This is a genomic window from Novosphingobium sp., from assembly GCF_036733805.1.
GTDB lineage: Bacteria > Pseudomonadota > Alphaproteobacteria > Sphingomonadales > Sphingomonadaceae > Novosphingobium.
Genome location: NZ_DAIMZT010000019.1, coordinates 35,720 through 49,393, shown reverse-complemented (window position 1 = coordinate 49,393; position 13,674 = coordinate 35,720). Strand labels below are relative to the sequence as shown.

At 62.4% G+C, this 13,674-nt stretch carries 10 protein-coding genes; 5 read left to right on the top strand and 5 right to left on the bottom strand.

The features are described 5' to 3' along the window. Nucleotides 1-275: 275 nt before the first annotated feature. Nucleotides 276-1,175 (top strand): tetratricopeptide repeat protein, encoded by a 900-nt coding sequence (locus tag V7D69_RS06830; protein ID WP_324064015.1) that lies wholly within the window; start codon nucleotides 276-278, stop codon nucleotides 1,173-1,175. A gap of 6 nt (nucleotides 1,176-1,181) precedes the next feature. Next, nucleotides 1,182-1,793: an LON peptidase substrate-binding domain-containing protein gene (locus tag V7D69_RS06825; protein WP_333605402.1), complete on the top strand. Its 612-nt coding sequence runs from the start codon at nucleotides 1,182-1,184 to the stop codon at nucleotides 1,791-1,793. A gap of 54 nt (nucleotides 1,794-1,847) precedes the next feature. Here the strand turns inward: V7D69_RS06825 and V7D69_RS06820 are convergent, their stop codons facing one another. Next, a complete protein-coding gene (locus V7D69_RS06820) occupies nucleotides 1,848-4,067 on the bottom strand; it encodes an O-linked N-acetylglucosamine transferase, SPINDLY family protein (protein WP_333605401.1) in 2,220 nt (739 codons plus the stop codon). 174 nt (nucleotides 4,068-4,241) lie between these two features. On the opposite strand from V7D69_RS06820, the gene V7D69_RS06815 reads away from it, so the two are divergent. The 3 genes from V7D69_RS06815 to V7D69_RS06805 are packed head-to-tail and all read left to right on the top strand — an operon-like array spanning nucleotide 4,242 to nucleotide 7,228. Further along, a complete protein-coding gene (locus V7D69_RS06815) occupies nucleotides 4,242-5,288 on the top strand; it encodes a glycosyltransferase family 2 protein (protein WP_324064012.1) in 1,047 nt (348 codons plus the stop codon). Between the two features lie 24 nt (nucleotides 5,289-5,312). After that, entirely contained in the window at nucleotides 5,313-5,699 is a 387-nt protein-coding gene (locus tag V7D69_RS06810; RefSeq protein WP_324064011.1) for a GtrA family protein, read from the top strand. Further along, on the top strand, nucleotides 5,696-7,228 hold the full coding sequence (locus V7D69_RS06805) for a hypothetical protein (RefSeq protein WP_324064010.1): 1,533 nt from the start codon (nucleotides 5,696-5,698) through the stop codon (nucleotides 7,226-7,228). The genes V7D69_RS06810 and V7D69_RS06805 overlap by 4 nt, the downstream gene beginning before the upstream one ends. 5 nt (nucleotides 7,229-7,233) lie before the next feature. Here V7D69_RS06805 and V7D69_RS06800 read toward each other — a convergent pair whose 3' ends face one another. From V7D69_RS06800 to V7D69_RS06785, 4 genes are all read right to left on the bottom strand, one after another. Continuing rightward, nucleotides 7,234-8,010, bottom strand: a complete 777-nt coding sequence (locus V7D69_RS06800) for a class I SAM-dependent methyltransferase (RefSeq protein ID WP_333605400.1) — start codon at nucleotides 8,008-8,010, stop codon at nucleotides 7,234-7,236. Between the two features lie 268 nt (nucleotides 8,011-8,278). Further along, the gene (locus V7D69_RS06795; RefSeq protein WP_333605399.1) at nucleotides 8,279-11,452 is read right to left on the bottom strand and encodes an error-prone DNA polymerase; all 3,174 of its coding nucleotides are present in this window, start codon (nucleotides 11,450-11,452) and stop codon (nucleotides 8,279-8,281) included. Continuing rightward, the gene (locus V7D69_RS06790; protein ID WP_333605398.1) at nucleotides 11,449-12,891 is read right to left on the bottom strand and encodes a Y-family DNA polymerase; all 1,443 of its coding nucleotides are present in this window, start codon (nucleotides 12,889-12,891) and stop codon (nucleotides 11,449-11,451) included. The genes V7D69_RS06795 and V7D69_RS06790 overlap by 4 nt, the downstream gene beginning before the upstream one ends. Beyond that, the gene (locus V7D69_RS06785; protein WP_333605397.1) at nucleotides 12,785-13,651 is read right to left on the bottom strand and encodes an ImuA family protein; all 867 of its coding nucleotides are present in this window, start codon (nucleotides 13,649-13,651) and stop codon (nucleotides 12,785-12,787) included. Before V7D69_RS06785 ends, V7D69_RS06790 begins: the two co-directional genes overlap by 107 nt. Nucleotides 13,652-13,674: the final 23 nt, after the last annotated feature.

Here is a 13,674-nt window from a genome sequence, read left to right as displayed (position 1 = left end):
CGACCCCAACCTTGGCAAGGTTGTGCTCTACCCCTGAGCTACGCCCGCTCTGGCGTTTCGGATGCCTGCGGCGGTTGGCGGCAGGTCCGGGGTGGAGGCGCGCCACTAGCAGGGGCTTTCCGGGGCGACAAGGGGGAAACGCAAAAATTTTCTGAACCGGGGGGCTTCGCGAGGGGAGACGTGTTCCCTAAGCGCATTCGCCCTTCACAAACCGGTGCGGAAATCCGATCTAGGGCTCCATCGCAAAGGATTTTGGAGCACGTATCTTGGCCAGCATGGGTCTCAATCTCGACGAGCAGAAGGCAGTGGACCGCTTCCGCAAGGCCGTCGCCGAACCTTCGATGACTCAACTGGTGATCCTGGATTTCTGGGCCGAATGGTGCGGGCCGTGCAAGGCGTTGACGCCAGTGCTGGAGAAGGTGGCGACGGATTATGCCGACAAGGGCGTGATCCTCGCCAAGATCAATGTGGACGAGGAGCAGTTCATCGCCTCGCAATTCCAGGTGCGCTCGATCCCCACGGTCTACGCCGTCTTTCAGGGGCAGCCAGTGGCCGACCTGACCAATGCTCGCAGCGAATCGCAGCTCAAGCAAATGCTCGACCAACTCCTCGCTAAGCTGCCGGTGCAACCCGACGGCCAGCCTCAGGCTGACCTGGCGCCTCTGATCGCCATGGGGGAAGAGGCGCTGGCTGGCGGCGACGGCGAACGCGCAGCCAATATCTTCCTCCAACTCCTCGACATGGCACCGGACAATGTGGAGGTAATTTCCGGGCTGATCCGCGCTCTCGTCACCGCCGGGCGAATCGAAGAGGCGGAGCAAACACTGGCTGAACTCGATCCTGCTCAAGCGTCCGATCCACTGATGGAACGCGCACGCAGCGCGTTTGAACTCGCCAAGGCCAAGCCGGAAGACAGCGAGATGGCCGCTCTGCGAGCCTCCGCCACCGAAAGGCCGGATGACATGGACGCGCAATTCGCGTTCGCCAGCGCCGCCTTCGCCGCGGGAGAGCGCGATGCTGCCGCCGAAACGCTGCTGCGCATGGTGGCCGCCGATCGGGAATGGAACGAAGGCGCCGCACGGGCGAAACTGCTGCAGATATTCGAGGCGGTAGGGCTTGAGGATCCCTGGGTTTCCGCCACGCGCCGCAAGCTTTCGACCGTGCTGTTCGGCTGAGCCGCCTTGACGCGGATCACCATCTTCCCGCTGCCCGGCGCGGTGCTTTATCCGGGATTGCAACTGCCGCTGCACATCTTCGAGCCGCGCTACCGCGCGATGGTGAGCGACGCTCTGGCCCGCGACCGACGCATCGGCATGATCCAGCCTCAACGTGCCATGGAAGGCGCGCCCCTGTTCACGATAGGCTGCCTTGGCCGCATCGGCGATGTCGAGGCATTGGACGACGGCCGTTTCAACATCGTGCTGGAAGGCGAGCAGCGCTTCCGCGTGCTGCGCGAACTGGACGTCAGCACGCCGTTTCGTCAGGTAGAAGCCGAACTGCTGGCGCAAGAGCCGGAGGAAGTGCTCGCCCCGATCGAGCGCGCCAGTTTTGAGCGCGAAGCCCGCCGGTTCGCCGATGCGCAGGGCTATGCCGTGGACTGGGAGCAGGTGGCGCGGCTGGACGACACTTCGCTCATCAACGGCGTCTCCCAGATTGCCCCCTTCGACCCCGCCGCCAAGCAAGCGCTCCTGGAAGCGCCGGGACTGGCGGCGCGGTGTGAGCTATTGGTCCAGTTGATGCAATTCTTCGGCCGCACCAGCAATGGGGATGAGGACGGGGCGACATTGCAGTGATGCGCCCTTAAATCCTCCCTGCGGCTGAGATTTGATCCCGGTCGCCGTCGTGCCTCACTCCACAGCAAATCCCTCAGGCGTCAGCCCGTCAATCCGCCGCTGATGCATCTGTTCCAGCGCGGTTTCCACCCGGTGCGTGTAGGCTGCGGTATCGAACAAGGGGTGCGTCGTCCGATTGGTTGCCAACCGATCGCACACATCCGCCAACGCTGCCGGATCGCGCGCCAGGAACAGCGCCATCTCGGCGTAAGCTTTCTCGCTCTTCACGGCCAGCTCGGGCAGGCCCACGGCAGTGACGAGACTGGCCGCAACGCGCGCGGCGAATTGTTGGCCGGCGAGAGTAAGCACCGGCAGACCGGCCCAAAGCGCGTCACTGGCAGTGGTGTGAGCGTTGACCGCGAACGTATCGAGAAACAAGTCCGCGTGGATCAGACGGCCCAGGTGCTCGCCGTGATCTACGGACGGGGTGAATACGAGCCGCGCCGGGTCGATGCCCCGTGCCTGGGCTTCCTTGCGCAGATTGGCCTCGGCCCACTGGTTTGAGCGCAGAAGCCACATGACGCTGCCCGGCACGTCTCGCAGCAGACCCATCCACAAGTCCCATTCGCGCGGGCTGATCTTGTAACTATGATTAAAGCTGGCGAAGACGAAACCTTGCTCGGGAAGCCCCCAGCCGGTCCGGCCTTTCGTATCGGTCACGATCGCGCGCCGATCGTCGTTGGCCTGGTAGCAGTGGGCCAGCCGCACGATCTTCTCACTGAAATGTCGCTCTGCGCTCAGCGGCATGGTCACATGATCGGCAATGAAATAGTCCATGCACGGATGCCCGATGCTGCCCGGATAGCCCATGAAGCTGACTTGCACGGGGGCGAGGCGGTGACCAAACAAGCGGCTGCGGCTGCCGCCGGTATAGCCCTTGAGGTCTACCGCAATATCCAGGTTGTCGGACCGGGCAAGTGCGACCACATCTTCGTCACGCATCGCGCCGATTTCGGTAAAGGCATCCACATGGCTGCGCAGATCGGCGCGCGTATAATCCTCCTCCCGCTGCGGACCTGAGCTGTATATCCGCACTTCGAAACGCGAACGGTCATGCTCGCGGAAGAAGCCCGACATCAGGTACATCGTGGCGTGGTTGTGGAAATCGGCCGAGAAATATCCCACGCGGATGCGCCCATCCGCGGAGGGAGCCGGATCGGGCATGACCGGGGCCAGCCCCTCGAACATCTTCGCCGCGCAATCCCGCGAACGGCGGTATTGATGCGCCGGATCGTCGACGAAGGGCAGCGCCGCGAAAGGCTGTACGGCCTCCGGCCCTTCCGTCAGTGCAAATTCGCCACGCCTGCTCCAGTCGCAGATATGGGCTTCCTCGAAAAGCGCCTGCAGCCGCGCGGATCGATCAACCGGATTGAGCGCCAGCGCGCCCCGGAAAGCGGCAATGGCGCCGGGCCCATCACGTTTGAGGACCAGCGCCTTGCCTTTGTTTATCATCGCCTGCCCGTTGAACGGATCGGCCGCAAGCGCACGCTCGTAAGCGGCCAGAGCCTCGTCCACGCGATCCAGCGCCAGGAGTTCAGCGCCCATATTGTTATGCGCATCACTGTGACCGGGGCGCAGGCGCGCGGCCTCGGCGAAGCAGGCGATGGCCTTCTCCCGCCGGGCCGCTTTGGCGAGCAAATTGCCAAGGTTGTAATGCGCATCGACATAGGTGGGATCGATGCGGATGGTCTCGGAAAAAAGTTCCGCCGCCTCGTCGCTCCGGTCGGAAAGCTGCAGCATGTTGGCCAGATTATAATGGGCATCCGCATAATCGGGGGCTCGCGCGATCACGGCGCGGTATGTCGCCTCGGCTTCTTCCAGCTGACCCAGCTTGCGCAGTGCGATGGCGAGGTTGTTGTAGCTGGCGGGATGGTCGGGGTCAGCCTGTATGGCGCGGCGGAAGGCTTCGACCGCACCCGCATCATCGTCAAGCGCAAGCAGCGCTGCGCCCAGCAGGTTCTGCACGCCATGCGCGCGGGGGAAGGCTTGCGCCAAGACGCGCCCCTCTCGGGCTGCCTCTTCCATGCGGCCGGACTGATAAGCTGCGACCATGATATCGAACTGCTGTTGCGAAGGACTGTTGTGTGCGGCCTCAAGCGCTGCCAGCGCGGCTCGTGCCCGGGGATTGCGGGGGTGCTTTTCCAGTACCTGGCGATAGATCTCGCGCGCGGCATCCGCCTCACCCCGCTTTGCCGCGCCTTTCGCCTTGATTAGGAGGGTTTCCAGCCCGCTCATCCCACTTCCTTCGCGCCCCGGTGAACCGAAGCAGCGGTAACCAAACGAGGTTGACCGAGCATGAGGGAGATATCCGGGGAAATGCCTAGGCGATTGCGCAAGGGCCTTTTACGCCGGGTTAACCATGGATGGAGGATAGAGTGATCCTATAGCAAGTCTCGCGGGGGCACGATTATGAAGATGGGGCCGATAAAGCCATTCGCCGAACATGCATGTCCCCGCCTTTCGGTCGTCGTGCCGTGCTATAACGAGGAAGCCGTGCTCGAAATGCTCGAGACGCGCCTGTCCGCCGCCTGTGCCCATCTCTTTGCTGACGATTACGAGATCATCCTGGTCAACGACGGTTCGAAAGACCGTACCTGGAGCATGATCTGCGACCTGGCGGCGCGCAATCCGTGCATCGTCGGCGTCGACCTTTCGCGCAATCATGGCCATCAGCTCGCCGTCACGGCGGGACTGCAAATGAGCAAGGGCGACCTCGTCCTGATTGTCGATGCGGACTTGCAGGACCCGCCCGAACTTCTGGGGCGAATGGTCGCTAAGATCGGCCAGGGTTACGACGTGGTCTATGGTCAACGCATCCGGCGTCACGGCGAAAGCGCCTTTAAGCGCGGCACGGCATCGCTGTTTTACAAACTTCTCGATCGCCTTGCCGATCACGAAATTCCGCTCGACACTGGCGATTTCCGGCTGATGACCCGCCGCGTGGTCGACCAGCTCAATGCCATGCCCGAACGCTTCCGATTCATCCGCGGCATGGTAAGCTGGATCGGCTTCGAACAAACCGCAATCGAATACGAGCGTGATCCGCGCGCGGCGGGTAAGACGCATTATCCGCTCGGCCGCATGATCCGCCTCGCGCTCGATGCGATCACCAGCTTTTCCACGCTTCCACTGCGAATCGCCTCGCATCTGGGCATGCTGATGGGCCTGGTCGGCTTCGGAATGCTCGGCTGGGCGATCTTTTCCTGGCTGAACCACGGCACCGTCTCGGGCTGGACCAGCATCATCGCCGTTGTTCTCATCATGGGCAGCGTGCAACTCTTTATACTCGGCGTCTTCGGGGACTACCTTGGTCGGCTCTATCTCGAAAACAAACGGCGACCGCTGTTCATCGTGCGCGAGATACGCTCGCGGCGGCACGCCGATGTGCCGCACTTGTCATCCTTGCCCGAAGCAATCCGTGACATGGCGATCAGATCGATCGAGATGCACGGATAAGCGTGCCAGCCGGAACAAAAGGAAATGCTGCAATCCGCAATCCGTTTCGGCCTGGTGGGTATTGCCAATACACTGATCGGCCTGGCCGTCATCGCGGCGCTGTTGCGCGCCGGGGCGGGCGACTATCTCGCGAATACCCTGAGCTATGCCGTTGGCCTGTGCGCTTCGTTCCTGCTCAATCGCGCCTGGACATTCGGAGTGCGTGGACCGGTCATCGCCGGTGAGGTGCAGCGGTTCATCGCTGCCTTCGCACTATCCTATGCCGCCAACCTTGCCATGCTGACGCTCATGCGCGGCTATGGTTTTGCCCAAAGCCTGATCGGGCAAGGCGCGGCCATGGCCGTCTATTCCGCATGCTTCTTCCTGCTTACACGCCGCTTCGTCTTTCGAGCCGGAACACACGCAGCATGAACCCGCTTTCCGACGACCTTCAAGTACGGAACAATTCCTCGGTCGGGCCTTGGTGGCCCGCGCTGATCCTTCTGTCGATCGTTCCCTTGCTTTATCCTGCAGTGCCGCCCCTGACGGACCTTCCCGCACATATGTCGCGGTTCCTGGTGCAGATGGATGCCGGGCGGTCCCCCGACATCGCACGATGGTACGGCTTCCACTGGAACCTAATTCCGAACCTCGGCACTGATCTGCTCGCCTGGATGCTCGAACCCGTCCTGGGGCTGGAGCCGACGATGAAGGCCATCGCGACGCTGATCGTGGCCCTCCAGACCGCCGGTTATGTGCTGCTGTCGCGCGCGGCGCATGGGCGCGTGCAGGCGCCGGCGCTGTTCGCGCTGCCCCTGGCTTATGGCTATCCGTTCCAGTACGGCTTCATCAACTTCACTTTCGCGACCGCGCTGGCGACGCTGGCGGTGGCATTATGGATCAGCCCGCCTATGGCGGCCCGGCCAGTGCTGCGGTGGCTGGTGTTCTGCCCCATCGCTTGTGTGATCTGGATCAGCCACCTTGCCGGCTGGGCCATACTATGCGTGATAATCGGCTGCTGCGAACTGGCCGCACGGCACGAGCGGACCGGACGGTTCTGGAAATCGGTCGCCAGCGGATTTATCGCGGCGTCATGCCTGCTCCTGCCGCAAGCGCTGAGCCTGTTATGGCCGGACGCCCCCGCCCATATGCCGAGCGCGGGCTTTTTCCTCATTCCCGAAAAACTCTATTTCCTGGCCAATGTCCTGAGCGATCGCTGGGCCGTTCTTGACGTAGGGAGCGCGTTGCTTCTCGCTGCGCTGATCTACGTGATCTGGCGCTCGCGCAGTTTCGCTCTGCACCGAGGGCTTGCGCTCACTGCGATCGTGCTCTTCGTGCTGTTCTGGTTGATGCCGGCGTGGGTGATGGGATCCTTTTATGCCGACATGCGCCTGACGCCGACAATATTTGCCATGGCGGTGATCGCAGCGAAGCCGAAGCTGCCGACAACGCGATTACGATGGCTGGCTCTGGCAGGCTTGACATTCTTTTGCATCAGACTGGCCGGCACTACCGCCAGCATGATGCTGTGGGACAAACAATTTCGGCAGGAGCTTGCCGTTCTGGACAAGCTTCCGCGTGGTTCTCAACTGGTCTCGTTCAGCGCGATCGAATGCCGTCCTTTCGTGCTGCAGGGGCGCCTGCGCGATATGCACATTGTCAGCTTCGCCCTGACGCGTCGTCATGCCTTCGCCAATGACCAATTCGCGCTGTCCGGCGGGCAACTGCTGCAAATCCATAATCCCGCCGCCGGCACATTCGACCGTGACCCCTCTTCCATACAAACGGGTGAGCCATGCCAGGGTTCGATCCCAATACGTGACAGCGCCGCCAAAGTGCCTGCCGCGATCCCTCACCTGTGGGTCGTCTGGCACTCCATGGAATCGCATCTTCCCGGCTGGACGGTTCTTACCCGCTCGGGCAACTCCGTGCTCTATCTAAGAGGTCCATCGCTGAATTGACTCCGTCAGCCCATTGGGCGCCGAAGGACGTATGCTTGCGTCCAAAGCAGGCCCCTCAGCCCCGGCAAGCGTCGGAACCGAGCATCCATCCAGCGCAGCAGCGCCCAGCCGCCTGATCCACCGAACTCCGCGACCACCGGCAAATACATTCCAAAGGTCTCTGCCTTCCACACTTCGAAGCCTGCCTTTGAAATTTGTTTCACAAGCCCGCTTCGAGTCAGCAAATTGATGTGGCCAAGCTCTTCGGCGGCCCCATAAATTCGGCGGGCAATCCAAAGAAGCGCGGGAAACTTGAAAAGCCTTGCCATCAGCTCAACCGTGGAGAACTTCTGCGGCGTGGTGAGCAGAAGAGTCCCGCCCGGCTTGAGAGCGCCGAACAAGCTATCAATCATGGCTTGCGAGCGCGATGATGGCACGTGCTCAAGGACTTCCGTGCACAAAATGAAGTCGGCCGGCTTGATCGGCAGCGAGTTTGTCGCGTCAAAGTTGAGGACAGACACTCCATCCATCTCGGAGACATTATCGAGAAAACTCTGATTGATATCGACAGCGGTGACCTGGAAGCCGCATTCCCGAAGAAACCTGACGAAAATTCCGCAGCCCACGCCCACTTCGACCGCCAGCCGCCCCGACTGAGCATAGGCGGCCGCCTCTGTCTCCACCCACTTTCTCCGGGCGAGATGAAGACCTCTTCGGGTGGGATTGGGATCGGTATAGAGGTTCGCTTGAAACGCCACCTCACTTTGCCCTCCCAATTCGCCATCCAGTAGCTCCTTCTTCATCGCCCTTCCTCGCAGCTCCGTACTGTATCGCCACGGCTACTGGACCATGTTGGCGTCATCTTGTCCACATGGCGGGCGAAGGGGATCTTTCTGCCGGAGCGTGCCCGTCCAGGCCGAGCGCGGTAGCGATCGGGGTTGCCATGGAGGTGCCGGTGGCCATTACTACCTTAATGCCATTTGCTCCAGCTTCGCGGACCGCCTCGACAATCGCCGGATCGTCCTCCAGCGAAAGGGACAGATTAATCGACCGCACATACAACGGCATTGTTTAATGAAAATCGCGCGATTCCGGAAGGATGCGGACATTGCGCGGGTGGCGTCGAGCTGCCGGGGACTGTCCTTCGACCGATAATGCGCCGTCCAACCGCGCCAGCAAGGCAGAGTGGTCGATTACTTGCCGGGCCATCAGGTGCACCACACCTTCCTTGCTGCGCTGGATTTCCCCCACGATCTCCGCCAGTCGCGAAGCCATGACGGCCGCGCGCTGTTTCTCGAAATCGCGAGCCCAGAGCAAGGCATTGACGATGCCGGTCTCGTCCTCGAGAGTGATGAACACGGCATTGCCTTTGCCGGGCCGCTGGCGCACCAGCACCACGCCTGCGCAACGCACCCGTGCCCCGTCCTTCGCGGCATTGGCCTTGGCACAACTCAGCACTCCGCGCTTGGCGAAATGGCCACGCAGGAACTGCATCGGATGGCCTTTGAGCGAAAGGCGATGAGTCTGATAATCAGCCACGACCTCTTCCGCCAAGGGCATCGGCGGCAGGACGGCATCGGGTTCCGCGCCGAGTTCGGGCGCCTCCATCGCATCAAACAGGGAAAGCTGTTTCGGGGGGAGACGACGCACTTCCCAGCCGGCATCGCGGCGGCTTTGTCCAAGAGAGCCGAGCGCATCGGCATCGGCCAACAGCGTCATCGCTCGCGCCGGCAATCCCGTGCGGCCAGCAAGATCCTGAATATCGGCGAAAGCCTTCACCCGGCGCGCCTGTTCCAGCATTTCCGCCCATTCCTTTCGAAACCCGCCGATCTGCCGTAGGCCCAGCCGCAACACGCGTTCCTCTTCCAACGCGTTGTCCCAACCGCTGGCACTGACATCAATCGGGTGGACTTCCACGTCATGCGCGCGGGCATCGGCCACCAATTGCGCAGGGGCGTAGAACCCCATTGGCTGGCTGTTAAGCAGGGCACAGGCGAAGGCCGCAGGATAATGGCATTTGAGCCAGCTTGAAACATAAGCGAGCCAGGCAAATGCCTGTGCGTGGCTTTCGGGAAAGCCATAATCGCCGAAGCCCTTGATCTGTTCGAAGCAGCGCTTGGCAAAATCGCGCTGATAACCGCGCGCCACCATGCCTTCGATCAGCTTGGCCTCATAATAGTGAATTGTGCCGCTGCGGCGAAATGTCGCCATGGCCCGCCGCAATCCATCCGCCTCGGCCGGAGTGAAGCCCGCCGCGACAATGGCGAGCTTCATCGCCTGCTCCTGGAACAACGGCACGCCAAGCGTCTTGCCGAGAACTTCGCGCAGTTCGTCCTCGTTGCCAGGCGGGCCAGGATATTCCGCTGCTTCCTCCTCATTCCGACGGCGCAGATAAGGATGGACCATGCCGCCCTGGATCGGCCCCGGCCGCACGATCGCCACCTGAATCACCAGATCGTAAAGGCAAGCGGGTTTCATGCGCGGCAGCATCGACATCTGTGCCCGGCTTTCCACCTGAAACGTACCCATGCTGTCAGCCCGCTGGAGCATCTTGTAAGTGGCTTCATCCTCACGCGGGACAGTGGCAAGCGCATAGTCGCCAAGATCCGCCTCACGCATCAGGTCGAAGCACTTGCGAATGCAGGTAAGCATGCCAAGCGCCAGCACATCCACCTTCATCAGGCCCAGGGCATCGATATCGTCCTTATCCCATTCGATGAAAGTGCGATCCGGCATGGCGGCGTTGTGGATCGGCACCAGTTCGTCCAGCCGCCCCTCGGTTAGCACGAAACCGCCCACGTGCTGCGAGAGATGGCGAGGAAACTCCAGCAGTTCCCCCACCAGATCGCGCAACCGGGCCAGATCCGGATTGTCAGGATCGAACCCGGCTTCGACCAGACGCCTCTCAGGCAGGTCGTCTCCGCCCCAACTGCCCCAGATCGTGCCGGAAAGGCGCGCCGTCACATCGTCGGTCAATCCCAGTGCCTTGCCGACCTCACGAATTGCGCTGCGCTGGCGATAATGGATCACAGTGGCGGCGATCCCTGCACGGTCGCGGCCATAACGCCGGTAAATGTACTGAATCACCTCTTCGCGTCGCTCGTGCTCGAAATCGACATCGATGTCCGGCGGTTCATCGCGCGCTTCTGAAAGGAAGCGAGAGAACAGCAGCTTCTCCTTCACCGGATCGATCGGCGTGATACCCAGGAAATAGCACACCAGCGAATTGGCGGCGCTTCCCCGTCCCTGGCACAGGATCGGCGGAGAAAGTCCCCGCGCATAAGCGACGATATCGTGGACGGTGAGGAAATAAGAGGCATAGCGCCGCTCGCGGATAAGGCGAAATTCCGCTTCCAGAGTTCGGCGATATGCCTCGGGCAAGCCGTCAGGGAACAAGGCCCGCGCGCCTTGCTCCACCAGATGTTCCAGCCAACCTTGCGGCGTATGGCCGGGCGGCACTGGTTCATGCGGATATTCGTAGCGCAAGTCATCCAGTGTGAAGCGCACGACATTGAACAGGTCCAGCCCGGCCGCCAGCGCTTGCGGGCAGCATGCGAACAGACGGGCCATCTCCATGGGTGGCTTGAGATAGCGTTCAGCATTGGCGGCCAGCCGGCAACCGCCCGTCTGAACGGTCAAGCCCTCACGAATGCAGGTCATCACATCATGCAGGGGGCGGCATTCCGGCGTGGCGTAAAGCGCATCGTTCGTGGCGATCAACGCTATGCCCGCTTCGTCCGCCAATGCCATGCGCCGCGCCAATTCGCGCCCATCCTGCCCGGCGCGCGGCATGGCGGCGGCCAACCATATGTGCGAAACCGCTTCCTGCAGCGTGCCAAGCAAGTCCCGCGCGCCATCCAGGGCGATCAGCGCGAGCCCTTCGGCATGGTCCAGCAGATCGGGCAGATGCAGCAGGCAATCTCCCTTTTCCGCGCGGCGGTTGCCCAAAGTAAGCAACCGCGTCAGCCGTCCCCAACCGGCGCGGTCAACGGGATAGGCGACGATGTCCGGCGTGCCGTCCGCAAAGACCAGCCGCGCGCCGACGATCAGACGAAAACCGCCTTCGCGCGCGCCGGATCGTTTCCAGGCGACATGCGCGCGAACGACGCCGGCCACGGTATTGCGATCGGCAACGCCCAGCCCCGCCATGCCCAGCGCACGGGCCTGCATCACCATTTGATCGGGCGCTGACGCGCCGCGCAGGAAGCTGAAAGCCGTGGCGGCAACAGGCTCGGCAAAGGTCATGCGAAAAGCCCATGCATATACCAGCGCGGGCTTTCGATTTCGCCAAACTGGCCAAGGCGGAAGACCCAGTAACGACTGCCTGCCTCATCCTCGATGCGGTAATAGTCACGTGCAAGGCCGGCGCCGCCCGGCAGGTGGCCCTCAGGTAGAGACCACCATGCAGGAGCAAGACGTTCAGGCCCTTCCGCCAGCGCCACTTCGTGCAAGCGCCCCCGCCAGCGCAACCGCTGCGGCGGACCGTCCGGCACGCTGGCGATGGCGGTGATCGGCTGCGGCGGATCGAAGAGGAATAGCGGCCGAGGCGGTTTCAGAGTCGGGTCCGGCCAGGTCTGCGAAGCGGGACGGGCGGCGGGCAGAAAGGTCTGCGCCGCTTCCGGAACATGTGTGTCGCAAGAGGTGAGCCGCAGGACCTTGTCCGGCCCCAGACGCGTCGCCAGTCGATCAATCAATGCGGCAATGCCATCCTCCTCAGCCTGGACCTTGATGCCGGCGATCCGGGAGGCGATCTGGGAGGGAGGCAGACATTCAGTGCGAGTTACCGCCAAAACCACGGCATCGAAGCCGAAACCGGGATCGAGCGGATCAGCAAGGCTTTCGATCCGTTCGCGAAACAGCCGCATGACGCGTGCCGGCTCCCGGCTGGGCAGACTGGTTTCCACCGCCAGTCGCCGTTTCACCCCATCAGCACGTTCCAGCCGAACTGCAAAACGCCGTCCGCCCAGATGGCGCGCCTCCATCTGCCGAAATACCTCGATCAGCAAGTCTTCGATCACATCCAACACGTATTCGGTGCGGCCAATCGGTTCGGCGAAGCGGGCTTCCGCACGCAAGGGAACAGACGGGCGAAGCGGCGCCATGGGACTGTCCCGCTCCCCCAGCACTGCAAGCAACCTTGCCGCCATTTCCTCGCCGAAGCGCGCGGCCAACGCCGCCATCGGCCGCGCCGCCAAGTCGCCAAGACTGACAAGGCCCGCGCGGCGCAGCCCTGACAGCACCTCCTCCGGCAATTCCAGAGCGGCGACAGGCAGAGCACGGACGCGGGCAAGCTCTTCCGCTTCCAGGGAGAAGGAAGCAGGTGCTTCATAACGTGCCAATGCCCGAGCCGTGGCGGCATGATCGGCAAAAGCGTGGCGTACGGTATAACCGGCCTGCATCATCGCCTGACGCGCCAGCACGGTTTCTCCCCCAAACAAGTGCGCGCAGGCAGTAATGTCTAACATCAGTCCGTCAGGCGGATCGGCAGAGACCATGGGAGTAAAACGCAGCATTTGCGCCGCCAGTCGATCAAGCTCGCGCATATCGGCTTGGGCATCGTGCGGCAGGGTCGCCAGATCAGGGCAGCGTGCCCGTGCGTCGGCCAGCGTCATCCCCACCGACAGGCCCAGCCGATTGGCCGCGACGTCTACCGCTGAGAGCCGAAAGGCGTTGCGGGTCCGCATCACCAGCGCCAGAGGGGTGGAGGGCGTGCACTGTTCCTGTGGCATGGCCCTGCGCGTCCGGTCGCATGGGAACCATGGAAACCACAGCGCCAGATAGCGGCGCGGCATCGACGCGTTCTGCATGAAAGCCTCCATTTGCGTCATTCCATTCCAATCGCCAGCGCATCCCCAACGGTCCGCCACGACGGCGCGACAGCTCCGCCTCGCAGACAGGCAGACCCGGCGCATTGGCCGCCAACGGAACAGAAGGAGCGCTGCGGATGATCCAGCGGCTATGCGCGGCGGTAGCGCCCGGTGCGGCCTCACACCGCAAGACGATTACCGGCGTACAGGATTTCTCCGCCGCCAGGACCAGACGGCGGCTGGCGGTCAAATCATAAAGGGGTAGGCTGCCCCATGTTTCCAGCATGACGGCGGCAAGGTCCGGGCAACGCGCCGCATCCAGTCCCGCCTGCAGCAAGGCACGATCGTCGTCCGTCTCGACAATCAGCAACCGGGCCGGGTCGATGCCCAAACCCGCAACGCCTGGCCCATAAATCCGCATCCGCAATCCCGCCCGACGAGCCGAACGCGCCAGTAGGATCGGTTGCGCACCGGCCTTGTCCAGTGAGCCAAAAATGAAGGCCAAGGCCGCGCTGAAAGCTTCCGCTTTAACGTGGATCTCATGCAGATGCCCTTTCGCAAGCCACACATCCCCCATTTCCGAGATGGAGGAAGTTTGGCGGCAATCATGGGCATGGTTGGGAAACATCGTGAACATCGCGAATCGCTAACAATGTTCAT

Excerpts from the sequence above, each read along its gene's own strand:
- V7D69_RS06830 (WP_324064015.1), top strand. The coding sequence starts at position 276 with ATGGGTCTCAATCTCGACGAGCAGAAGGCAGTGGACCGCTTCCGCAAG.
- V7D69_RS06820 (WP_333605401.1), bottom strand. The coding sequence starts at position 4,067 with ATGAGCGGGCTGGAAACCCTCCTAATCAAGGCGAAAGGCGCGGCAAAG.
- V7D69_RS06815 (WP_324064012.1), top strand. The coding sequence starts at position 4,242 with ATGAAGATGGGGCCGATAAAGCCATTCGCCGAACATGCATGTCCCCGC.
- V7D69_RS06810 (WP_324064011.1), top strand. The coding sequence starts at position 5,313 with ATGCTGCAATCCGCAATCCGTTTCGGCCTGGTGGGTATTGCCAATACA.
- V7D69_RS06805 (WP_324064010.1), top strand. The coding sequence starts at position 5,696 with ATGAACCCGCTTTCCGACGACCTTCAAGTACGGAACAATTCCTCGGTC.
- V7D69_RS06800 (WP_333605400.1), bottom strand. The coding sequence starts at position 8,010 with ATGAAGAAGGAGCTACTGGATGGCGAATTGGGAGGGCAAAGTGAGGTG.
- V7D69_RS06795 (WP_333605399.1), bottom strand. The coding sequence starts at position 11,452 with ATGACCTTTGCCGAGCCTGTTGCCGCCACGGCTTTCAGCTTCCTGCGC.
- V7D69_RS06790 (WP_333605398.1), bottom strand. The coding sequence starts at position 12,891 with ATGCGGACCCGCAACGCCTTTCGGCTCTCAGCGGTAGACGTCGCGGCC.
- V7D69_RS06785 (WP_333605397.1), bottom strand. The coding sequence starts at position 13,651 with ATGTTCACGATGTTTCCCAACCATGCCCATGATTGCCGCCAAACTTCC.